Annotated in this window: 17 protein-coding genes; 13 read left to right on the forward strand and 4 right to left on the reverse strand. The window is 72.8% G+C overall.

Annotated elements, in window-relative coordinates:
* The first annotated feature begins 189 nt into the window (after window positions 1-189).
* Both SPRI_RS24590 and SPRI_RS24595 read left to right on the forward strand, forming a co-directional pair.
* Window positions 190-915, forward strand: a complete 726-nt coding sequence (locus tag SPRI_RS24590) for a helix-hairpin-helix domain-containing protein (RefSeq protein WP_053557780.1) — start codon at window positions 190-192, stop codon at window positions 913-915.
* Window positions 912-3,554, forward strand: a complete 2,643-nt coding sequence (locus SPRI_RS24595; protein WP_078535349.1) for a ComEC/Rec2 family competence protein — start codon at window positions 912-914, stop codon at window positions 3,552-3,554. The genes SPRI_RS24590 and SPRI_RS24595 overlap by 4 nt, the downstream gene beginning before the upstream one ends.
* A 540-nt stretch (window positions 3,555-4,094) precedes the next feature.
* On the opposite strand, the gene SPRI_RS24600 is transcribed toward SPRI_RS24595, so the two are convergent.
* Entirely contained in the window at window positions 4,095-4,550 is a 456-nt protein-coding gene (locus tag SPRI_RS24600) for a pyridoxamine 5'-phosphate oxidase family protein (protein WP_005317785.1), read from the reverse strand.
* A 121-nt stretch (window positions 4,551-4,671) separates the two neighbouring features.
* Between SPRI_RS24600 and SPRI_RS24605 the strand changes: the two genes are divergently transcribed.
* The 3 genes from SPRI_RS24605 (at window position 4,672) to holA (ending at window position 6,870) form a co-directional block, all read left to right on the forward strand.
* Window positions 4,672-5,505 carry an arylamine N-acetyltransferase family protein gene (locus SPRI_RS24605; protein ID WP_005317788.1) on the forward strand — a complete coding sequence of 278 codons (834 nt, stop codon included), beginning with the start codon at window positions 4,672-4,674 and terminating at the stop codon, window positions 5,503-5,505.
* Between the two features lie 90 nt (window positions 5,506-5,595).
* Entirely contained in the window at window positions 5,596-5,841 is a 246-nt protein-coding gene (locus SPRI_RS24610; protein WP_078535350.1) for a hypothetical protein, read from the forward strand.
* A 45-nt stretch (window positions 5,842-5,886) separates the two neighbouring features.
* Window positions 5,887-6,870, forward strand: coding sequence for a DNA polymerase III subunit delta (holA, locus tag SPRI_RS24615; RefSeq protein WP_037774676.1), 984 nt, complete (start codon window positions 5,887-5,889; stop codon window positions 6,868-6,870).
* 653 nt (window positions 6,871-7,523) lie between these two features.
* On the opposite strand, the gene rpsT is transcribed toward holA, so the two are convergent.
* Window positions 7,524-7,790 carry a 30S ribosomal protein S20 gene (rpsT, locus tag SPRI_RS24620; protein WP_005317797.1) on the reverse strand — a complete coding sequence of 89 codons (267 nt, stop codon included), beginning with the start codon at window positions 7,788-7,790 and terminating at the stop codon, window positions 7,524-7,526.
* A gap of 253 nt (window positions 7,791-8,043) precedes the next feature.
* Between rpsT and lepA the strand changes: the two genes are divergently transcribed.
* The 4 genes from lepA (at window position 8,044) to hemW (ending at window position 15,603) form a co-directional block, all read left to right on the forward strand.
* The gene (gene lepA / locus SPRI_RS24625) at window positions 8,044-9,906 is read left to right on the forward strand and encodes a translation elongation factor 4 (protein WP_005317800.1); all 1,863 of its coding nucleotides are present in this window, start codon (window positions 8,044-8,046) and stop codon (window positions 9,904-9,906) included.
* Between the two features lie 268 nt (window positions 9,907-10,174).
* Window positions 10,175-12,064 carry an AMP-dependent synthetase/ligase gene (locus tag SPRI_RS24630; RefSeq protein WP_005317804.1) on the forward strand — a complete coding sequence of 630 codons (1,890 nt, stop codon included), beginning with the start codon at window positions 10,175-10,177 and terminating at the stop codon, window positions 12,062-12,064.
* A gap of 203 nt (window positions 12,065-12,267) precedes the next feature.
* On the forward strand, window positions 12,268-14,355 hold the full coding sequence (locus tag SPRI_RS24635) for a SpoIIE family protein phosphatase (protein ID WP_053557318.1): 2,088 nt from the start codon (window positions 12,268-12,270) through the stop codon (window positions 14,353-14,355).
* 15 nt (window positions 14,356-14,370) lie between these two features.
* Window positions 14,371-15,603 (forward strand): radical SAM family heme chaperone HemW, encoded by a 1,233-nt coding sequence (hemW, locus tag SPRI_RS24640; RefSeq protein ID WP_037774688.1) that lies wholly within the window; start codon window positions 14,371-14,373, stop codon window positions 15,601-15,603.
* Between the two features lie 106 nt (window positions 15,604-15,709).
* Here the strand turns inward: hemW and SPRI_RS24645 are convergent, their stop codons facing one another.
* Together SPRI_RS24645 and SPRI_RS24650 are read right to left on the reverse strand one after the other, a co-directional pair.
* On the reverse strand, window positions 15,710-16,516 hold the full coding sequence (locus SPRI_RS24645) for a DUF3097 domain-containing protein (RefSeq protein WP_037774692.1): 807 nt from the start codon (window positions 16,514-16,516) through the stop codon (window positions 15,710-15,712).
* Between the two features lie 26 nt (window positions 16,517-16,542).
* Window positions 16,543-17,265, reverse strand: coding sequence for an MBL fold metallo-hydrolase (locus SPRI_RS24650; protein ID WP_005317817.1), 723 nt, complete (start codon window positions 17,263-17,265; stop codon window positions 16,543-16,545).
* Between the two features lie 186 nt (window positions 17,266-17,451).
* On the opposite strand from SPRI_RS24650, the gene hrcA reads away from it, so the two are divergent.
* The 4 genes from hrcA to SPRI_RS24670 all read left to right on the forward strand — a co-directional run bounded on the left by hrcA (window position 17,452) and on the right by SPRI_RS24670 (window position 21,557).
* The gene (gene hrcA, locus SPRI_RS24655; protein ID WP_005317821.1) at window positions 17,452-18,477 is read left to right on the forward strand and encodes a heat-inducible transcriptional repressor HrcA; all 1,026 of its coding nucleotides are present in this window, start codon (window positions 17,452-17,454) and stop codon (window positions 18,475-18,477) included.
* Window positions 18,478-19,614 (forward strand): molecular chaperone DnaJ, encoded by a 1,137-nt coding sequence (gene dnaJ, locus SPRI_RS24660; protein ID WP_005317823.1) that lies wholly within the window; start codon window positions 18,478-18,480, stop codon window positions 19,612-19,614.
* A gap of 123 nt (window positions 19,615-19,737) precedes the next feature.
* Window positions 19,738-20,814, forward strand: coding sequence for a nitronate monooxygenase (locus SPRI_RS24665; RefSeq protein WP_053557319.1), 1,077 nt, complete (start codon window positions 19,738-19,740; stop codon window positions 20,812-20,814).
* Window positions 20,814-21,557, forward strand: a complete 744-nt coding sequence (locus SPRI_RS24670; RefSeq protein WP_053557320.1) for a 16S rRNA (uracil(1498)-N(3))-methyltransferase — start codon at window positions 20,814-20,816, stop codon at window positions 21,555-21,557. Before SPRI_RS24665 ends, SPRI_RS24670 begins: the two co-directional genes overlap by 1 nt.
* Window positions 21,558-21,566: the final 9 nt, after the last annotated feature.

Raw genomic sequence — 21,566 nt, forward strand, 5'->3', positions numbered from 1 at the left:
CGGACGACGGCACCGCGGGCCGGCGACCATGGACGGAGCGAGGCGGGAGAGGCGGCCGGGGCCGGAACCGTCCGAGCCGGCACCGACGCCGGTGCACGCGGCGGTGCGCTCTTCCCGAGCGCCAGGACGGACGACCCGCCCGTGCCGGGTGCCGACAGGGACGCCCCAGCTACCCGCACCGACAGGCACGTGGCCGGGGCCGGGCCGTCCCCCTTAGGGCTCGCGATCCGGGACCGGCTGCCGGTCTGGGTGCAGCTGCGATGCGGCCTCGAGCCGAAGACGCTCGCGGCGCTGGCCGTGGTCCTTGTGGCGGCGGCAGTGTTCGCCGCCCAGCACTTCTGGGTGGGCCGGCCGCAGGCGGTACGGGCCCCGGAGCTGGTCCAACATGGTTCGGCCCAGCCGCAGTCCGACTCCGGGCCCGCCGCAGGACCGGCGGACGAGCCGTCACCTTCGCCGGGACTGCCGCCCGTCGGCCCGCAGCAGGCGGCCCCGATCGTGGTCGACGTGAGTGGCAAGGTGCGGCGGCCCGGAGTGCTCGAACTGCCCGCCGGATCGCGGGTGGCCGACGCGCTCGAGGCGGCCGGTGGCGTGAAGCCGGGCACGGACCTGAGCGGGCTCAACCGGGCGCGGGTACTGAGCGACGGCGAACAGGTCGTCGTGGGCGGTCCCGCGCCGCCCGCACCGGGCGGGGCCGGGGCAGGCACTGCCACAGGCGCCGCCACCGGTCCGATCAGCCTCAACTCGGCGACGGTGGAGCAACTCGAGACGCTGCCAGGAGTGGGCCCCGTGCTCGCGCAGCACATCATCGACCACCGCATGCAGAACGGCGGCTTCCGGTCGATCGACGAACTGCGTGACGTCAACGGGATCGGCGACCGCCGGTTCGAGGACCTGCGGAACCTGGTGCGGCCATGACCGCCGTCGCGGCCCACCCTGACCTGGATCATCCGCCGGGCCCTGCCGGCCGCCCTCCGGAAGGCCCGACCGATCTGCGGCTCGTCCCGCCCGCGCTGGCGGCCTGGGCGGCGTCGGCTCTCGCACTGGGAGCGCCGGGCTGGTGGACGGCGACCGGTGTGGCGGCCTGCCTCGCCGCGGCAGCACTGCTGCCGCTGTGGGCTGCGGCATCACGGCGCAGGGAACGGCGTGAGACTGCGTCGGTAGCGGTAGCGGTAGCGGCTGCGGCTGCCGGGCGCGGGGACGACCGGGACACGGAACGGACTGCCTCGTCGCGGCGCGGGGGCCGATGGAACACGGCGCCGGTCGCCGGCAGGACGGCCACGCAAACACCCTCTGCCCGTTCACCGCGGTGGCGGCGGGGCGCGACGGCCCTCACCGGCGCGTTGTTGTGCGCGGCGGCGGGAGCGGCCTCCGCCGGGCTGCACGGCGCGGACCTCCACCGGGGGCCGTTGCCCGGCCTGGCGGACCGGCAGGCGCGGGTCACGGTCGAGTTGACCGTCACCTCCGATCCGCGTCCCACGCGTTCCAAGGCCGCGGGCGACCCGGCGGCCCCGGCAGCACTGCTGCTGAACGCCGACGCGCGGCGGGTCAGCGTGCCCGGCGGGGCCGTCACAGAGACCCGCACCCCCGTCCTGGTGATCGTGTCCCCCGGCGAAGTGGAAACGGCCTGGCAGCGCCTCCTGCCTTCCACGCGCCTGAGGGTGGGCGGACGACTGGTGAAGCCGCTCCGCGAGGACGATCCGTTCGCGGCCGTATTACGGGCCGACGGCGGCCCTCCTGCGATCGTCCGCCCGCCGACCGAACTGCAACGCACGGCCGGTCACCTGCGCGCCGGCCTGCGCGAGGCCACGGACGGGCTGGCACCGGACGCCCGTGCGCTGTTGCCGGGGCTGGTGGTGGGGGACACCTCCCGCATCCCCGCCGACCTCCACAACGCCTTCGAAGCAACGGACCTGACCCACTTGTTGGCCGTGTCAGGCAGCAATCTCACCATCGTGCTGATCCTCCTGATCGGACCACCGGGCACGGCTCTGCTGGCCGAACGTCGAGGGCTGGCACCCCGCCTCGGCATCACGCTGCGCGGCGCGGCGCTGCTCGGAGGCGCGCTCACCCTCGCGTTCGTGGTCGTGTGCCGCCCGGAGCCGAGTGTGCTGCGGGCAGCGGCCTGCGGACTCGTCACCCTGCTCGCCATCGGCACCGGCAGACGCAGGTCCCTCGTACCGGCCCTGGCCGCCGCAGCCCTTCTGCTGGTGCTCTACGACCCGTGGCTGGCGCGGAGTTACGGCTTCCTGCTCTCCGTCCTCGCCACCGGCGCCCTCCTCACCATCGGCCCCCGCTGGAGCGAGGCGCTCCAGCGGCGACGGGTACCGGCCCGGCTCGCGGAGGCGCTCGCCGCGACGGCCGCGGCGCAGGCCGTGTGCGCACCGGTGGTGGCGGTGTTCGCGGCCAGAGTCAGCCTGGTCGCGATTCCCTGCAACCTCGTCGCCGAACTCGCCGTCGCTCCCGCCACCGTCCTGGGCTTCGCGGCACTGGCCACCGCGCCCGCGGCCATACCGGTCGCCGAACTGCTGGCGCACGTGGCCGGCTGGCCCGCGGGCTGGATCGCGACCGTGGCACGCACGGGAGCGGCCCTGCCCGGCGCCCAAGCAGACTGGCCGGGCGGCTGGCGCGGCGGGCTGCTGCTCGCCGGAGTGACCGTGGTGCTGATCGTCGTGGCCCGTCGGCTGACCCGGCACCCGTGGGCGGTGGCGGTCTGCGTGCTCCTGCTCGTGCTCGCCGTGGTGCGCCCGGCCCCGCTGACCTCGAACCTGACCGGATGGCCTCCGCCCGGCTGGGCGTTGGTCATGTGCGATGTGGGGCAGGGCGATGCCATGGTGCTCGCGGCCGGGGACGGCGCTGCGGTGGTCGTGGACGCAGGACCCGACCCGGGTGTCACCGACCGGTGCCTGAGTGAGCTGGGCGTCACCGAGGTGCCGCTCGTGCTGGTGACCCACTTTCATGCCGACCATGTGGCCGGACTGGAAGGAGTGCTCCGCGGGAGGGCGGTGGGCGCGGTCCAGACGACCGCGTACGAGGAGCCGCGTTGGCAGGCCACGTTCGTCCGGCGCACGGCCGCGGCGCACGGGGTGCCGTTGATCCACGCGATACCGGGGGAGCGACGCAGGGCGGGGCGGCTCAGCTGGCAGGTCCTGTGGCCCGACCTGTCCCGCGGCGCGGCACCGGAAGGCCCGAACGACGCCAGCGTCGCCCTGCTCGTCCGGGCGGCGGGCGGGCTGTCCATGCTGCTCCTCGGCGACCTCGAACCGCCGTCCCAACAACGGCTGATACGGGCGCACCCGGCCCTTCCGGCTGTCGATGTGCTCAAGGTCGCCCACCACGGCTCCGCCTATCAGGAGCCCGCGCTGTTGGCGGGAGCCCGGCCGCGGCTGGCGCTCATCTCCTGCGGCAGGGACAACGATTACGGGCATCCCGCGCCCCGCACGGTCTCGGCGCTGCAGGCAGGGGGCGCGCTGGTGATGCGCACGGACCGGGACGGCGCGATCGCGGTGACGGGCGCCGGCGCGGAGCTGAGGGCGGTGGCGCGCGGCGCCGGCTGAGGACGGTCCCGTGCCGTGCGACGGGGAGGTCCCGTGCTGCCCGGGAGGTAGGGGGGAGGTGCCTTGCCGTGCGGCGGGGAAGTGCCGTGCCGCGCGCGTCGGGGAGGTGCCGTGCTGCCCGGCGGGGAAGTGCCGTGCCGCGCGTGTCGGGGAGACGCCGTGCCGGCTGGCGCCGGGGCACAGAGGTCGCGTGGCACCTGGCGCCGGTCGGCGACGCAGGGCCGTCGGCCGAGCACTCGTCGGTCGAGGACCGGCCCGTCGGCCGAACGCCCTCCGACGGGACCGGTCCCGACGGCCCGGTGGTCCGCCGGGCCGGTGCCCGTCGGTCGGGCTCGTCGCGTCAACGGCGGCCTCTCGTCCGAGCGCCCGTCGGTCGGGCTCGTCGCGTCAACGGGGCCTTTCGCCCGAGCGCCCGTCGATGGCGGCTCACCGCGCCAAGGGGGCCTCTCGGCCGAGCGCCCATCGGTCGCGGCTCGTCGCGTCAACGGGGCCTCTGGGCGCGCAGCGCCCGTCGGCCACGGCTCGTCCCCCGGCCGGCAGTCAGTCCAGCCAGCGGCCGTCGCTCATGATCAGCCGGTCCTTCAGTTCGTTCTCCTCACGCCATGCCTTCACCACACGGGGGGTGATCCGCAGATACACCCACGTCTGCCGGTTCCGCGGGTCCCAGCGCAGCTTCGTGGCGAAGGTGTCGGCCGACTCCTTCGCCAGGGCCGAGCCCTCGACGACCTCGGCGGTCCCTTCGATGTGCACGACGTCGCGGGTGTGGCCGAGGGTTACGACGACCTCGCCCCGGGATGCCACGTTGCGGGCGGTGGGATTGCTGCGCCGCGTGCACATCACAAGGGTGGCGCCGTCCCATGCGAACGAGAGGGGGACCAAGCACGGCTGCCCGTCCGGGGACGCTGTCGCGATCCACGAGTCCTTGTCGTCCGTCAGCCGGGCGAGGGTGTCCCGCCGGCGCTCCTTCCGGCTGCGTGCCTGCTCATGGGTCGTCATGGCGGCAAGCTATGCGGGGGCCGTGCCGCGCCGCGTCGGGCCGGGGGAGGAGCCGTCTCCGCCTTCCGGACCAGGACCAGCGACCCTGGCGGGGCGTGGGAGCGCGCAGGAGACTGCGTTCATGGACACGTTCCCGCCCTCCGTACCCGCCGTGACCCGGCCCGGCCTCTCGTCACGGGACACCGACGCCTACCTCGCTCGCATCGGCTGTGCTCGGCCGGAGCGGGCCGACGCCGAAGCGCTGCGGGAGCTCCAATTGCGGCACCTGCTGTCCGTGCCGTTCGAGAATCTGTCGATCCATCTCGAAGAGCCACTCGTCCTGGAGGAGGGCCGGCTTCTCGACAAGGTCGTCGGCGCTCGCCGCGGCGGTTTCTGCTACGAACTCAACGGCGCGTTCGCCGTGCTGCTCCGCGGCCTCGGCTTCGGCGTGACCCTGCTCCAGGCCAGGGTCTTCGGCGACGGCGGACGCCTCGGCATCCCCTACGACCACATGGCGCTGCGGGTGGAGACGTCGGACGGCAGCGGCCCCTGGCTGGCCGACGTCGGCTTCGGCGACCACAGTCATCACCCCCTCCTCCTCGCGGAGCGGGGTGAACAGGACGACCCGGCGGGCACCTTCCGTATCGCAGAGGCTGCCGACGGGGACCTCGACGTGATCCGGGACGGCAAGCGGCAGTTCCGGCTCGACACCAGGCCGCGTGAGCTGCCGGACTTCGAGGCGGGCGCCTGGTGGCACCGCACCTCGCCCCTCTCGCACTTCACCAGGTCGCTGGTGTGCTCCCTGCTGACGGACAACGGCCGGGTCACGCTGACCGGCCGCAAGCTCGTCACGACCGTGGCCGGTGAGCGGAACGAGCGGCAGCTGGGCAGCGACGAGGAGGTACTCGCCGCATACCGCGAGCACTTCGGCCTCGAGCTCGACCGGGTGCCGGAGGTCCGGTCCGCGGCGTCCTGAAGCCGTCGCCTGCCGGGTCGCCGGACGGGTCGGCGGACCGGTCGCCGGGCACGGTGACGACGTGGCCACGGGCCCCGGCACAATGTGCCGGTGAGCGATGTGAGACATGTGCTGGTGCTGCCCGACCGCGACGCCGCGGAGGAGGTGGCCGAGACGATCGGCGAAAGCTTCCCGGTGACGGAGGAGCCCCAGCTCGTGCGGGACGCACTGGCGGGCGAGGACGACGCGGAGGACGCCCAGTGGCTGGTGGTCGTCGAGGACCCGGAGGGCGCCATGGACGCCGCCGCGCTCGACGCGTTCGTGGCGACCTGGGACGGGTGGCGCGAGGCGCACTGACCGTTCGCCCTGGACTGTCGGCGGGGCGTGGGATGCTGGAGCGCGATGGCCACCAAAAACTCGACCGACGATCCGCTCGCCCCCGTCACTCTCGCCGTGGGCCAGGAGGATCTGCTTCTCGACCGTGCCGTTCAACAGGTTGTGGCGGCGGCGAGGGCCGCCGACGCCGACACCGATGTACGGGACCTCACCGCCGATCAGCTCCTGCCCGGCACGCTCGCCGAGCTGACCAGCCCGTCGCTCTTCGCCGAGCGCAAAGTGGTGATCGTGCGCAACGCGCAGGATCTCTCCGCCGACACGGTGAAGGACGTCAAGGCGTATCTCGGCGCTCCCGCCGAGGAGATCACCCTGGTGCTGCTGCACCCCGGTGGCGCCAAGGGCAAGGGCCTGCTGGACGCCGCCCGTAAGGCGGGGGCGCGGGAGGTCGCCTGCCCCAAGACGACCAAGCCGGCCGAGCGGCTGGGCTTCGTGAGGTCCGAGTTCCGGGCGCTGGGCAGGTCCGCCACCCCCGAGGCGTGCCAGGCCCTCGTCGACGCCATCGGTAGCGACCTGCGGGAGCTCGCCTCCGCGGTGTCGCAGCTGACGGCGGACGTCGAAGGCACCGTCGACGAGGCGGTCGTGGGCCGTTACTACACGGGCCGCGCGGAGGCCTCGAGCTTCAACGTCGCCGACCGGGCCGTGGAGGGCCGGGCCGCGGAGGCGCTGGAGGCGCTGCGCTGGTCACTGTCGACCGGCGTCGCGCCCGTGCTGATCACGAGCGCGCTCGCGCAGGGCGTGCGGGCGATAGGCAAGCTGTCCTCCGCGCGCGGTGGTCGGCCGGCCGATCTGGCGCGCGAGCTGGGCATGCCGCCGTGGAAGATCGACCGTGTCCGCCAGCAGATGCGCGGCTGGACGCCCGACGGTGTGGCCATGGCCCTCCGCGCGGTGGCCGAGGCCGACGCGGGGGTCAAGGGCGGCGGCGACGATGCGGAGTACGCCTTGGAGAAGGCGGTCGTGACGATCGCGACGGCGGCGCGCTCACGCCGCTGAGCCCGGCCCGGCCGTGCTGGCGAAGCCCGCCGGTGCACGCACCCCCCGGCGCGCCGCCCGCTGAGCCCGCGCCCGGCCGGTCCGGCAAGGCCCTTCGGTGCACGCACCCCCCGGCGCGCCGCCGCTGAGCCCGGCAAGGCCGTTCCGTTCAGGCTCCCCCGGCGCGCCGCCCCATTGCGCCGGGCTCGTACAGCACCCGCGCCCCGGTGGCCCGGAAAACCCCGGCTCGCCGCAGGACCCGGCCGGCCGGGAACGCGGCCCACGGGCCCCGACCGCGCCCGCATCACGCCATGACCAAGGCCCGGCCCGGACCACGCCCGGATCGCACCCCGCGCCGATCGCGCCCCGCACGGCCAAGTCCCCGGCAGACCGGGATCAGGTCCCAGGCCCGACACCGTCCGGCACGGCCCCGTCCCCCGACAGACCGCGATCAGGCCGCAGCCCCCGACCGCGCGCCCAGCTCCCGGCCCGGCCCGGCCCATGACGAAGGCCCCGTACCGCCGTCCTGGGGAAGGACGGAGGCCGGGGCCTTCGTGGTGAAACCTGGTGCGCCGCACCCGCGTGGCGAACGCAGGCCGCGTGCGGCGCCGGGTGTGCCGACCGGGAGCGGATGAGAGGGCCCGCTTGATCCCTGCCGGCGATCAGTCAGTAGCTCAGCCCTGGAGGGAGCCAACCTTGGCAGCCAGCGCCGACTTCTTGTTGGCGGCGGCGTTCTTGTGGATGACGCCCTTCGAGACGGCCTTGTCGAGCTGACGGGAGGCCGCACGGGCCGCCACGGTCGCCGACTCGACGTCGCCGGCGGCGACAGCCTCACGGGCCTTGCGGATCGCGGTCTTGAGCGAGGACTTGACGGCCTTGTTGCGCAGGCGCGCCTTCTCGTTCGTCTTGTTCCGCTTGATCTGGGACTTGATGTTCGCCACGAAAGAGCCTTTTCAGGTTCGATGATCTCTGAGGTTGCGTCCCTCCCCCGTAACCCCGCGGGCACGGAAGGCGCCTCCGGAGAGGAAACGAGACACAGCTGCTCAGGCTACCAGCCGCCCCACGGGCGGCCCAAACCCGGCACAGTCGCCGACCCGTGGGACCATGGAGCCTACGTATCGATCCGACAAAGAGCCGAGCCGAGCCCGAGCCGAGCTCACCGACCCGGCGTCTGCCAAAGAATCAGGACCCTGCGTGCCCGCGACTCCTATCCACGTGCCCGAGCCGAGCCGTACCGACCCGGCTCTGATCCGCAACTTCTGCATCATCGCGCACATCGACCACGGCAAGTCGACCCTTGCCGACCGGATGCTCCAGCTGACGGGTGTGGTCGAGCAGCGGCAGATGCGCGCCCAGTACCTCGACCGGATGGACATCGAGCGCGAGCGCGGCATCACGATCAAGTCCCAGGCGGTCCGTCTGCCGTGGGCCCCCACCGAGGGAGAGGGGCAGGGGAAGACCCACATCCTCAACATGATCGACACCCCGGGTCACGTCGACTTCACGTACGAGGTGTCCCGGTCCCTGGCCGCCTGTGAGGGCACCGTCCTGCTGGTCGACGCGGCCCAGGGCATCGAGGCGCAGACCCTCGCCAACCTGTACCTGGCGATGGAGAACGACCTCGCGATCGTCCCGGTGCTCAACAAGATCGACCTGCCGGCCGCCCAGCCGGAGAAGTTCGCCGAGGAGCTGGCGAACCTGGTCGGCTGCGACCCGGACGACGTGCTCAGGGTGTCCGCCAAGACGGGTCTCGGTGTCGAGGCGCTGCTCGACCGGGTGGTCCGGGAGGTGCCGGCCCCGGTCGGCGTCGCCGACGCGCCCGCCCGCGCGATGATCTTCGACTCGGTCTACGACTCGTACCGGGGCGTCGTCACGTACGTCCGTGTCATCGACGGCCAGCTCAACAAGCGTGAGCGGATCCGGATGATGTCGACCGGCGCCACGCACGAGCTGCTGGAGATCGGCACCAACTCGCCGGAGATGCTGCCGGCCGACGGCCTCGGTGTCGGTGAGGTGGGTTACCTCATCACCGGCGTGAAGGACGTCCGCCAGTCCAAGGTCGGTGACACGATCACCACCCTGCACAAGGGGGCCACGGAGGCGCTCGGCGGCTACAAGGACCCGAAGCCGATGGTCTTCTCCGGTCTGTATCCGCTGGACGGCTCGGACTATCCCGAGCTGCGTGACGCCCTCGACAAGCTCCAGCTCAACGACGCCGCGCTGGTGTACGAGCCGGAGACCTCCGCGGCGCTGGGCTTCGGTTTCCGTGTGGGCTTCCTCGGCCTGCTGCACCTGGACGTGATCCGGGAGCGGCTGGAGCGCGAGTTCGGCCTGGACCTGATCGCCACCGCACCGAACGTGGTCTACCGCGTGACGATGGAGGACGGCACCGAGCACACGGTGACCAACCCGAGCGAGTTCCCCGAGGGGAAGATCGCCGACGTCCACGAGCCGGTCGTGCGGGCCACGATCCTCGCGCCCAGCGAGTTCATCGGTTCGATCATGGAGCTGTGCCAGACCCGCCGCGGCACCCTCCTCGGCATGGACTACCTCTCCGAGGACCGGGTCGAGATCCGCTACACCCTGCCGCTGGCGGAGATCGTCTTCGACTTCTTCGACCAGCTGAAGTCCAAGACCCGCGGCTACGCCTCCCTGGACTACGAGCCCACCGGTGAGCAGGCCTCCAGCCTGGTCAAGGTCGACATCCTGCTGCACGGCGACAAGGTGGACGCCTTCTCGGCGATCACCCACAAGGACGCGGCCTACGCGTACGGCGTGCGGCTCGTCGCCAAGCTGCGCGAGCTGATCCCCCGGCAGGCGTTCGAGGTGCCGATCCAGGCGGCCATCGGCTCCCGGGTCATCGCCCGCGAAACCATCCGCGCCATCCGCAAGGACGTCCTCGCCAAGTGCTACGGCGGTGACATCTCCCGTAAGCGGAAGCTGCTGGAGAAGCAGAAGGAAGGCAAGAAGCGGATGAAGATGGTCGGTTCCGTGGAGGTCCCGCAGGAGGCCTTCATCGCGGTGCTGTCCAGCGACGAGGGTGGCAAGAAGAAGTAGCCACCGCGTCGCCCTGGGTCCGCGAAAGCGCCCGTCCCGTGCCGGGACGGGCGCTTTCGGCCTTCCGGAACCGCAGCGAAATGTAGGTGCAGAGTGCATCCACCCGTTCCGCCAACCGGTGGACCTGCGCTCTGTTCGTTATGAAGCGGCAGCCCGCAGGCACTTACGCGCCGGTCCCACGGGCTTTACCCTGAGCACGGCTCGATGGTTACTCGCCAGTTAAACAACCAGCCAGTCGTGCAGTGTTGCCGCAGGCCCGGAGGACGTCGTGAGCGAAACCCAGACCCTGATCGAGAACCGGCCGCCTTCGGTGGCGACCCTCTTCACCGAGCGCGTGGCAGCCACGCCGGACGGTGAGGCCTACCGGTACCCGGTGCCCCCCGCCTCGGGCTCGGGCCCCGACGACTGGAAGTCCCTGAGCTGGGGCCAGGCCGCCGAGCGGGTCTACGCCGTGGCGGCCGGACTGATCGACCTGGGCGTGAACGCCGAGGAACGGGTCGCGCTCGCCTCCTCCACCCGGGTCGAGTGGATCCTCGTCGACCTCGGCGTGATGTGCGCGGGCGGGGCCACCACGACGATCTACCCGTCGACCAACGCGGAGGAGTCGGCGTACATCCTCGCCGACTCCTCGAGCCGGGTGCTGATCGCCGAGGACGCCGCCCAGCTGGCCAAGGCGCGCGAGAAGCGCACCGAGCTGCCCGAGCTGAAGCACGTCGTGGTCATCGACCCGGCCGGCGTCGAGCCGGACGGCTCAGAGCCGGAGGGCTGGGTCCTCACCCTGGCCGACCTCGAGGCACGCGGCGCGAAGTACCTGGCCAAGAACCCGGACGCGGTGAAGGACCGGGTCGCGGCCATCACCGCCGACCAGCTGGCGACGCTCATCTACACGTCGGGCACCACGGGCCGCCCGAAGGGTGTGCGCCTGCCGCACGACAACTGGTCCTACATGGCGAAGGCCATCGCCGCGACCGGTCTGGTCACCAAGGACGACGTGCAGTACCTCTGGCTGCCGCTCGCCCACGTCTTCGGCAAGGTGCTGACCTCGGGGCAGATCGAGGTGGGCCACGTCACGGCGGTCGACGGTCGCGTCGACAAGATCATCGAGAACCTTCCGGTGGTCCAGCCGACGTACATGGCTGCCGTTCCCCGCATCTTCGAGAAGGTCTACAACGGCGTCGCGGCCAAGGCGCGCGCCGGCGGCGGCGCCAAGTACAAGATCTTCCAGTGGGCCGCGGGAGTCGCCCGCGAGTACGCGAAGGTCACCCAGGACAACTTCCGCCGCACCGGTAACGCGTCCGCCCCCTTCGGTCTGAACGCCAGGCACAAGGTCGCCGACGCGCTCGTCTACTCCAAGCTGCGCGAGGCGTTCGGCGGGCGGCTGCGCGCCGCCGTCTCCGGTTCCGCAGCGCTCGCCCCCGACATCGGCTACTTCTTCGCCGGCGCCGGCATCCACATCCTCGAGGGCTACGGCCTGACGGAGTCGAGCGCCGCCTCCTTCGTCAACCCGGGCGAGGCCTACCGCACCGGCACCGTCGGCAAGCCGCTGCCCGGCTGCGAGGTGCGCATCGCGGACGACGGCGAGATCCTGCTCCGCGGCCCCGGGATCATGGAGGGCTACCACAACCTGCCCGAGAAGACCGCCGAGGTCCTCGAGCCCGACGGCTGGTTCCACACCGGCGACATCGGCGAGCTGTCCGCCGACGGCTACCTGCGGATCACGGACCGCAAGAAGGACCTGATCAAGACGTCGGGCGGCAAGTACATCGCGCCCGCAGAGGTCGAGGGCCAGTTCAAGGCCGTCTGCCCGTTCGTCTCCAACATCCTGGTGCACGGCGCGGACCGTAACTTCTGCACCGCGCTCATCGCCCTCGACGAGCCGACGATCCTCGGCTGGGCCGAGGAGAACGGCCTGGGCGGCAAGAGCTACGCGGAGGTCGTCGCCTCCCCGCAGGCCGAGCAGCTCATCGAGGGCTATGTGAAGCGCCTCAACGAGGGGCTCCAGCGGTGGCAGACCATCAAGAAGTTCCGGCTGCTCCCGCGTGACCTGGACATCGAGCACGGCGAACTGACGCCCAGCCTCAAGCTGAAGCGCCCGGTCGTGGAGCGGGAGTACAAGAACCTCATCGAGGAGATGTACGCGGGTTCCCGCGAGGCGTGACCCCAGCACGCACAGCGGCGGAACGGTGCCGGACCGGCGGCCGTTCCGCCGCCTGCGTGTGTGCGCTTTACGCCTTCCTGCCGGATTCCTTCCGCCCAGTTCGGTGACTCCGCGCTTATGAGCGCCCTCGGTCTGTCACTCTGTCGGTGTCATAAGCGGCGCACGCCAGCACCGACCAGGAGCCGCAGGTGGGGTCCATTCCGATGCAGCGCGAGACCGGCAACTCCTCGATTCCCGTGTGGCCGGCACGGTCCGACCCCGGGCTGGTCGCGCGCACCAGCCTGCCCGGCAACCTCCTGGCCCCGGCCGCCGCACGCCGTTTCGTGCGCGACGCCGTCGCCGAGTGGACGGGTCTCGGCCTCCTGACGGGCGGCACCTGCGCCGACCGGCTGGCCGACGACGCGGCCGTCGTCGTCAGCGAACTCGTCACCAACGCCGTCGTGCACGCGGGCACCGCGGCGGAACTGCTCTGCCGCTTCGAGGAGTCCACGCACGAGGAACCGGCCGCGCTGGTGGTCGAGGTCTCCGACCACCACCCCGCCAGCGCCGTCACCGGCGGGCCGCACAGCGCCGACGAGTCGGGCACCGCGGACTACGGCCGTGGCCTCCAGCTCGTCGCCTCCCTCGGCGAACGCTGGGGCATCACCTTCCACGCCGCGCTGAAGACCGTCTGGGCCCGCCTCCCGCTCGACGGCCGTGACATCCGCCCGCCCGCCGCCGTGTACTCCGCGCCTCCCGCGCGCCGGGGCGCGGACGGGACGGAGACGTCCGCGCCGGGGCGCGACGGACGTGACGACCTGGAGTGGGTGAGCCGCGGGGCGCCCGCGTTCCTCGCCGAGGCGTCCGACCTGCTCGCCGGGCAGCTCGACGAGGACATGGTCGCCGCGCTGGCGGGCCAGCTGCTGGTGCCTCGGCTGGCGGACCGGTGCGCGATCTGGCTGGACGGCGGTACGAAGGGCCACGGACGCGGGACCGGGCCAGGGTCGGGGGCCAGGCTCGTCGGGGTGTGGCACAGCGACGAGGCCCGGGTCGGACCGCTGCGGGACGCCCTGGGCGAGGAGCCGCCCCCGCTGCCTCTGACCTCGGACGGCGGACCGGTTCCCGTGGCGTGGCCCGACGGGACGACCCGAGGCCCCCACCACGCGCTCCCGCCCGGGCCGGCCGCGCAGGACGCCTCCGGGAGGTGGGGGACGGCCGGGGTGCCGCATCCGCCCGCGCCCGGCGCCGCCACGCCCTACCCGGGCGTGGCCGGGCCGCCCGCCGTCACCGGCGCCCAGGAGCCGGCCGGGCCGCCGACCGCCGACAGGGAACCGGCCACCGCCCTCGCCTACCGCCTCGGCGTCGGCGGCCACAGTCTCGGCGTGCTGCTCGTCGCCCGGAACGGCGCCGCGGGCGTCCCCGCCGAGGTGGCCGCCCTCATCGAGGACTTCGCCCGGCGGGTCGCCCTGGCCGTCAGCGCCGCCCGCCGGTACACCCGGCAGGCCACCATCAGCCGGGTCCTCCAGCGCGGCCTGCTGCCCAGCAGGGTGGGTCAGATCCCGGGCGTCGACACGTACCTGGTCTACGAGCCCAGTGACGACGGGGTCGCCGGCGGCGACTTCTACGACGTCTTCCCCGCCGGGTCCGGCGGCCGCTGGTGCTTCATGCTGGGCGACGTCCAGGGCAGCGGCCCGGAGGCCGCCGTCGTCACCGGGCTCGCCAGGCCCTGGCTGCGGCTGCTCGCCCGTGAGGGCTACGAGGTCGGCCAGGTCCTCGACCGGCTCAACGGCCTCCTCCTCGACGACGCGATGGAAGCGGCGGAGGCGGCGGCCCTGATCGTCACCGGCGGGCACGGACCGGGCCTCCCGGACGGGCAGCACGCGCGGTTCCTGTCGCTGCTGTACGGGCAGGTCGTGCCGTCACCGTCCGGCGACGGCGGCGCCCGCTGCACCCTGGCGAGCGCCGGGCATCCGCTGCCCCTGCTGCTCAGGCCCGACGGCACCGTGACCGCCCTGGCCGAGCCGCAGGTACTGCTCGGCGTCGTCGACGACGTCGCGTACCAGAGCCACACCTTCGACCTGGAGCCCGGTGACACGCTGCTGTGCGTCACCGACGGGGTGACCGAGCGGCGTTCCGGACCGCGGATGTTCGACGACGAGGACGGTCTCGCGGCCGTCCTGTCCGGATGCGCCGGGCTCACCGCGCAGGGCGTCGCGGAACGGATCAGGGCCGCGGTGCACGCGTTCGCGCCGACGCCGCCCGGGGACGATCTGGCGCTGCTCGTGCTCCAGGCGGGGCGACCTGCCGGGTGACGGACAATGGGGGGCATGCCTTCCGTACTGCCTGACGGCGAGCCCATGCCCGAGGACGGCGCGCTGCCCGCGTCCGCCCTCCACGGCGCCGAAGCCCGGCCGCTGGCCTTCTACCTGCACGTGCCGTACTGCGCGACGCGTTGCGGCTACTGCGACTTCAACACCTACACGGCCACCGAGCTGCGCGGCTCCGGGGGAGTGCTCGCCTCCCGCGACAACTACGCGCAGACCCTGGCCGACGAGGTCCGCCTCGCCCGCAAGGTCCTCGGCGACGATCCGCGGCCGGTGCGGACGGTGTTCGTCGGCGGGGGCACGCCGACCCTGCTCGCCGCCGGTGATCTCGTACGGATGCTGGACGTGGTGCGTCAGGAGTTCGGTCTCGCCGACGACGCGGAGATCACGACGGAGGCGAACCCGGAATCCGTCGACCCCGCCTATCTGGCGGCCCTGCGGGAGGGTGGCTTCAACCGCGTCTCCTTCGGTATGCAGAGCGCTCGGCAGCATGTGCTGAAGGTGCTCGACCGCACCCACACCCCCGGCCGGCCGGAGGCGTGCGTGGCGGAGGCGCGGGCCGCGGGCTTCGACCATGTGAACCTCGACCTGATCTACGGCACACCGGGGGAGAGCGACGACGACTGGCGGGCCTCGCTGGAGGCCGCCGTGGGCGCGGGACCGGACCACGTGTCGGCGTATGCGCTGATCGTCGAGGAGGGCACTCAGCTGGCGCGCCGCATCCGCCGCGGCGAGGTGCCGATGACGGACGACGACGTCCACGCCGACCGCTATCTGATCGCCGACGAGGTGCTCGGCGCGGCCGGCTTCGACTGGTACGAGGTCTCCAACTGGGCCACTTCGCCGGAAGGCCGCTGTCTGCACAACGAGCTGTACTGGCGCGGCGCCGACTGGTGGGGCGCGGGTCCGGGCGCGCACAGCCACGTCGGCGGCGTGCGCTGGTGGAACGTGAAGCACCCGGGCGCGTACGCGGCGGCACTCGCTCAGGGCCGCTCGCCCGGCGCTGGCCGGGAGATCCTCGCGGACGAGGACCGCCGCGTGGAGCGCATCCTGCTGGAGCTGCGGCTGCGCGAGGGCGTACCGCTGTCCCTGCTGCGCGAGGCGGGCCTCGCGGCCGCGGCCCGCTCCCTGGCCGACGGCCTGCTGGAGCCCGCCCCGTACGAGGCGGGCCGCGCGGTCCTGACCCTGCGGGGGAGGCTGCTGGCGGACGGGGTGGTGAGGGATCTCGTGGACTGATCACTCGCCGGAGTGAGTCCGTGCGGACGGGAGGCCCGAATCCTGCGCCGTCCCTGAACGGCCCGACGCCGGACACGTCCGAGGTCCGGACCCTGGCGGGCCCCCGCTAGTCGGACACCGTCACGAAATCGATCAGCTCCTCCACCCGTCCCAGCAGCGCCGGCTCCAGGTCCTTGTACGAATGGACCTTCGACAGGATGTGCTGCCAGGCCGCGCCCGTGTTCTCCGGCCAGCCGAGGGCGCGGCACACGCCCGTCTTCCAGTCCTGACCGCGCGGGACCGTGGGCCACGCCGGGATGCCCACGGAAGAGGGCTTCACCGCCTCCCACACGTCGATGTACGGGTGGCCGACGACCAGCACGTGCGGGTCCGTGACCGAGGCCGCGATGCGGGACTCCTTGGAGCCCTCGACCAGGTGGTCCACCAGGACGCCGAGGCGGGCGTCCGGGCCCGGGGAGAAGTCCGCCACGATCGACGGCAGGTCGTCGACGCCCTCCAGGTACTCGACGACCACGCCCTCGATCCGCAGGTCGTCGCCCCACACCCGCTCCACGAGCTCCGCGTCGTGGCGGCCCTCCACGTAGATGCGGCCGGCGCGGGCCACCCGGGCGCGGGCGCCGGGAACGGCGAGGGAGCCGGAGGCCGTACGGGACGGGCGGGACGGGGCCGCCGGGGCCGGCCGGACCAGCGTGACGACCTTGCCCTCCAGCAGGAAGCCCCGCGGCTCGAGCGGGAACACCCGGTGCTTGCCGAAGCGGTCCTCCAGGGTGACCGTCCCCGCCTCGCAGCGGATCACCGCGCCGCAGAAGCCGGTCGACACCTCCTCCACCACGAGCTCGGGGTCGGCCGGGACCTCGGGGACGGGCTTGTTCCGCTTCCACGGCGGCGTGAGATCAGGGCTGTAGCTGCGCATTCGCACGACGATACGGCCGCACGCCGCTACGACACGCCGAAACGCGCGGCCAGTCCGTCCCGCTGGGCCCGGACGAACGCCGCGTCCACCACCGCGCCGTGCCCGGGGACGTACAGGGCGTCCTCGCCGCCGAGGGCCAGCAGCCTGTCCAGGGCGGCGGGCCACCGGGGCCCGATGGCGTCCTGGCCGGCCTGCGGCTCCCCGGACTCCTCCACCAGGTCTCCGCAGAACACCACTTCCCGTTCCGCGGGCACGAGCAGCACCAGGTCGTGGCCCGAGTGTGCGGGCCCCACATTGGCCAGCAGCACCTGGCGGCCGCCCAGGTCGAGCGTGCACTCCCCGGAAACCGGATGGTGCGGCGCCACCACCATGTCCGCGGCCTCCGCCGCCTCGTCGGCGTCCACCCCGTGCCGGATCGCCGACGCGCGGATCGAGTCCCGCTCGCGGCGCAGCAGAGTGTCCATGCCCACGGCCCCGTACACCTCCGCCCCCGCGAACGCCGCCGTGCCGAGGACATGGTCGAAATGGGGATGGCTGAGTGCGATGTGCGTCACGCGGCGGCCGCCCAGCAGCGCCTGCGCCTGGGCCCGCACCTCGGCCCCCTCACGCAGCGTGGAGCCCGTGTCGTACAGCAGCACGGCGTCCTCGCCGACGATCAGGCCGACGGTCGCGTCCCACCCCGGGAGGCGGCGGCGGCCCACCCCGTCTGCCAGCCGTTCCCAGCCGAAGTCTTCCCAACTGACGTCCATACGGCGACGCTATCGGCATCACATCCGCATCGACCTGCGCGGGCCGCACGAGCGCGTGTCCGACCGCACGGTCGGCCGCCCTTGCTACCCGCGTACCCCGCAGCCGTACACTGGCCGGGGGAATGCTGGCACTCGGGCGCACCGAGTGCCAGGACAGACAGAGGAACCACAGCTGGAGGTGCGCGAATGCTCAGCGAACGCAGGCTCGAGGTGCTGCGCGCAATCGTCCAGGACTACGTCGGCACCGAGGAGCCTGTCGGCTCCAAGGCCCTCACCGAGCGTCACAACCTCGGCGTCTCCCCGGCCACCGTCCGCAACGACATGGCCGTGCTGGAGGAGGAGGGCTTCATCGCCCAGCCCCACACGAGCGCCGGACGGATCCCCACGGACAAGGGGTACCGGCTGTTCGTCGACCGGCTGGCCGGCGTCAAGCCGCTGTCGTCGCCGGAACGCCGCGCCATCCAGAACTTCCTGGACGGGGCGGTCGACCTCGACGACGTCGTGGGACGTACGGTGCGGCTGCTGGCGCAGCTGACCCGGCAGGTCGCCGTCGTGCAGTACCCGTCGCTGACCCGGTCCACGGTCCGGCACGTGGAACTCCTCTCCCTCGCGCCCGCCCGCCTGATGCTCGTGCTGATCACGGACACGGGCCGGGTCGAGCAGCGCATGATCGACTGCCCCGCCCCGTTCGGCGACACCTCGCTCGCGGACCTGCGGGCCCGGCTCAACAGCCGGGTCGTGGGACGCCGCTTCGCGGACGTGCCGCAGCTGGTGCAGGACCTTCCCGAATCCTTCGAGCACGAGGACCGCGGCACCGTCTCCACGGTGCTCTCCACACTGCTCGAGACCCTGGTCGAGGAGACAGAGGAGCGGCTCGTGATCGGCGGCACCGCCAATCTGACCCGCTTCGGGCACGACTTCCCGCTGACCATCCGGCCGGTGCTTGAGGCGCTCGAGGAGCACGTGGTGCTCCTCAAGCTGCTAGGCGAGGCCAATGAGTCGGGCGGTATGGGCATGACCGTACGTATCGGTCACGAGAACGCCCATGAAGGCCTCAACTCCACGTCCGTGGTCTCGGTCGGCTACGGTTCGGGCGACGAGGCAGTAGCGAAACTCGGCGTGGTCGGACCGACCCGCATGGACTACCCCGGAACGATGGGAGCGGTACGCGCAGTGGCACGTTACGTCGGACAGATCCTGGCGGAGTCGTAAGTGGCCACGGACTATTACGCCGTACTCGGCGTACGCCGCGACGCATCGCAGGACGAGATCAAGAAGGCCTTCCGCCGCCTCGCGCGCGAACTCCACCCGGACGTGAATCCGGACCCGAAGACGCAGGAGCGCTTCAAGGAGATCAACGCCGCGTACGAGGTGCTCTCGGACCCGCAGAAGAAGCAGGTCTACGACCTCGGCGGCGACCCGCTCTCGCAGGCCGGAGGCGGTGGCGCCGGGGGCTTCGGCGCGGGCGGCTTCGGCAACTTCTCCGACATCATGGACGCCTTCTTCGGCACGGCGTCGCAGCGCGGGCCGCGCTCGCGCACGCGCCGTGGCCAGGACGCGATGATCCGGCTGGAGATCGAGCTCAACGAGGCGGCCTTCGGCACCACGAAGGACATCCAGGTCGACACGGCCGTCGTCTGCACCACCTGCTCCGGCGAGGGCGCGGCGCCCGGCACGTCCGCGCAGACCTGTGACATGTGCCGCGGGCGCGGCGAGGTCTCGCAGGTGACCCGGTCCTTCCTGGGCCAGGTCATGACGTCGCGGCCCTGCCCGCAGTGCCAGGGCTTCGGCACGGTCGTGCCGACCCCGTGCCCCGAGTGCGCCGGCGACGGCCGCATCCGGTCGCGGCGGACGCTGACCGTGAAGATCCCGGCCGGTGTGGACAACGGCACCCGGATCCAGCTCGCGGGCGAGGGCGAGGTCGGCCCCGGCGGCGGCCCCGCCGGTGACCTGTACGTCGAGATCCACGAGGTCGCCCATCCGGTCTTCCAGCGGCGCGGGGACGACCTGCACTGCACGGTGACGATCCCCATGACCGCGGCGGCGTTGGGCACGAAGTGCCCGCTCGAGACGCTCGACGGTGTGGAGGAGGTCGACATCCGTCCGGGCACGCAGTCCGGTCAGTCGATCCCGCTGCACGGCCGCGGCATCACACACCTGCGCGGCGGCGGCCGGGGCGACCTGATCGTGCACGTCGAGGTGACGACGCCCACGAAGCTGGACGTGGAGCAGGAGCGGCTGCTGCGGGACCTGGCGAAGCTCCGGGGCGAGGAGCGACCGCTGGGCCAGTTCCAGCCGGGCCAGCAGGGGCTGTTCTCGCGACTGAAGGACGCGTTCAACGGGCGTTAGCCCGTGCGGAGCCGCACGCCCCGCCACGCGGGGCCTGCCGCCCTGCCTCCTGCGGGGGCAGGGCGCGAGCTCAGGCGGAATGGAGGATTCGGCCCCGTCGCGGGGACGTGGCACGATGCGTGCATGTCGTCCTCCGCGCTGACCGGCCTCTGCCGTCATCCGATCGTGCAGGCCCCCATGGCCGGCGGCGCTTCCTGTCCGCAGTTGGCCGCCGCCGTGTCGGAGACCGGCGGGCTGGGCTTCCTGGCCGCCGGGTACAAGACGGCCGACGGGATGTACGAGGAGATCAAGCAGGTCCGCGGGCTGACCGCGCGGCCCTTCGGCGTCAACCTGTTCATGCCGCAGCCCGGCAACGCCGACCCCGCCGCCGTCGGCGTCTACCGGGTTCAGCTGGCCGGCGAGTCCACCTGGTACGAGACGCCGCTCGGTGATCCGGACCGGGGACGGGACGACGGCTACGACGCGAAGCTCGCGATCCTGCTCGACGACCCCGTCCCCGTCGTCTCGTTCACCTTCGGCTGCCCTCCGCGCAGCGTCCTCGAGTCGTTCGGCAAGGCGGGCACCTTCACGATCGTGACCGTCACCACGCCGGAGGAGGCACAGGCGGCCCAGTGGGCCGGTGCCGACGCGGTGTGTGTGCAGGGCATCGAGGCCGGCGGACATCAGGGCACGCACCGGGACGACCCCTCGGCCGACGGGTCCGGCTACGGACTGCTCGCGCTTCTCGCACTGGTGAAGGAGACCGTACAGATGCCTGTCATCGCCGCCGGCGGACTGATGCGCGGCAGCCAGATCGCCGCGGTCCTGGCGGCCGGGGCGAGCGCCGCCCAGCTCGGCACCGCGTTCCTGGTGTGCCCCGAGTCGGCGGCGCACCCTTTGCACAAACAGGCCATGACCAACCCGCTGTTCGTGCGCACCGAGATGACCCGGGCCTTCTCCGGGCGTCCCGCGCGGGGCCTGGTGAACAGGTTCATGCGGGAGCACGGACCGTACGCGCCCGCCGCGTACCCCGAGGTGCACCATCTGACGAGCGGACTGCGCAAGGCCGCGGCGAAGGCGGGCGACGCGCAGGGCATGTCGCTGTGGGCGGGCCAGGGGCACCGGCTGGCGCGGGAGATGCCCGCCGCCCAGCTGGTCGGGGTGCTCGCCGCGGAAGCGGACTCCGCACGGGCCGCGCTGGCGCTCGGCGGTGGTGTGTGATGACCGCTCCCGTCTTCCTCGTCGAATCGCTCGACGGCGTCGCGCCCGGGGCGACCGTCACCCTGGACGGGCCGGAGGGGCGGCACGCCGTCTCCGTGCGCAGGCTCCAGCCGGGTGAGGACATCGTCCTCACGGACGGCGGCGGCCGCGGAGCGTCGGGCACCGTCGTGACCACCGAGGGCAAGGACCGTCTGACCGTCGAGGTGCGTGAGTGCCGGAAGGAGCCGCAGCCGGAGCCCCGCATCACCGTCGTGCAGGCGCTGCCCAAGGGCGACCGCGGCGAACTCGCCGTGGAGACCATGACCGAGACCGGTGTCGACGCGGTGGTGCCGTGGTCGGCGGCGCGCTGCATCACGCAGTGGAGGGGTGAGCGGGGCGCGAAGTCGCTCGCCAAGTGGCGGGCGACGGCCCGTGAGGCGGGCAAGCAGTCGCGCAGGCTCCGCTTCCCGGAGGTCTCGGAGGCGGCAACGACCAAGCAGGTCGCGGCACTTCTGGCGGACGCGGATTTCGCCGCGGTGCTCCACGAGGAGGGCGCGCTGCCGCTCGCCACGGCCGAACTCCCCACAGCGGGCTCCATCGTGCTCGTGGTCGGCCCTGAGGGCGGTGTGTCGCCGGAGGAACTCGCCCTGTTCGCGGAGGCGGGCGCCAGGCCGTACCGGCTGGGACGCAGCGTGCTGCGCACGTCCACGGCCGGCACGGCGGCGACGGCTCTCCTGCTGGGGCGCACCGGCCGCTGGGCCTGAGCCGGGACG

This window comes from Streptomyces pristinaespiralis, assembly GCF_001278075.1.
GTDB classification, from domain to species: domain Bacteria; phylum Actinomycetota; class Actinomycetes; order Streptomycetales; family Streptomycetaceae; genus Streptomyces; species Streptomyces pristinaespiralis.

Coding starts and splice junctions, on each gene's coding strand:
- SPRI_RS24635 (WP_053557318.1), top strand. CDS start 12,268: ATGCAGCGCGAGACCGGCAACTCCTCGATTCCCGTGTGGCCGGCACGG.
- hrcA (WP_005317821.1), top strand. CDS start 17,452: ATGCTCAGCGAACGCAGGCTCGAGGTGCTGCGCGCAATCGTCCAGGAC.
- SPRI_RS24650 (WP_005317817.1), bottom strand. CDS start 17,265: ATGGACGTCAGTTGGGAAGACTTCGGCTGGGAACGGCTGGCAGACGGG.
- SPRI_RS24595 (WP_078535349.1), top strand. CDS start 912: ATGACCGCCGTCGCGGCCCACCCTGACCTGGATCATCCGCCGGGCCCT.
- SPRI_RS24670 (WP_053557320.1), top strand. CDS start 20,814: ATGACCGCTCCCGTCTTCCTCGTCGAATCGCTCGACGGCGTCGCGCCC.
- holA (WP_037774676.1), top strand. CDS start 5,887: ATGGCCACCAAAAACTCGACCGACGATCCGCTCGCCCCCGTCACTCTC.
- hemW (WP_037774688.1), top strand. CDS start 14,371: ATGCCTTCCGTACTGCCTGACGGCGAGCCCATGCCCGAGGACGGCGCG.
- SPRI_RS24665 (WP_053557319.1), top strand. CDS start 19,738: ATGTCGTCCTCCGCGCTGACCGGCCTCTGCCGTCATCCGATCGTGCAG.
- SPRI_RS24605 (WP_005317788.1), top strand. CDS start 4,672: ATGGACACGTTCCCGCCCTCCGTACCCGCCGTGACCCGGCCCGGCCTC.
- SPRI_RS24645 (WP_037774692.1), bottom strand. CDS start 16,516: ATGCGCAGCTACAGCCCTGATCTCACGCCGCCGTGGAAGCGGAACAAG.
- SPRI_RS24600 (WP_005317785.1), bottom strand. CDS start 4,550: ATGACGACCCATGAGCAGGCACGCAGCCGGAAGGAGCGCCGGCGGGAC.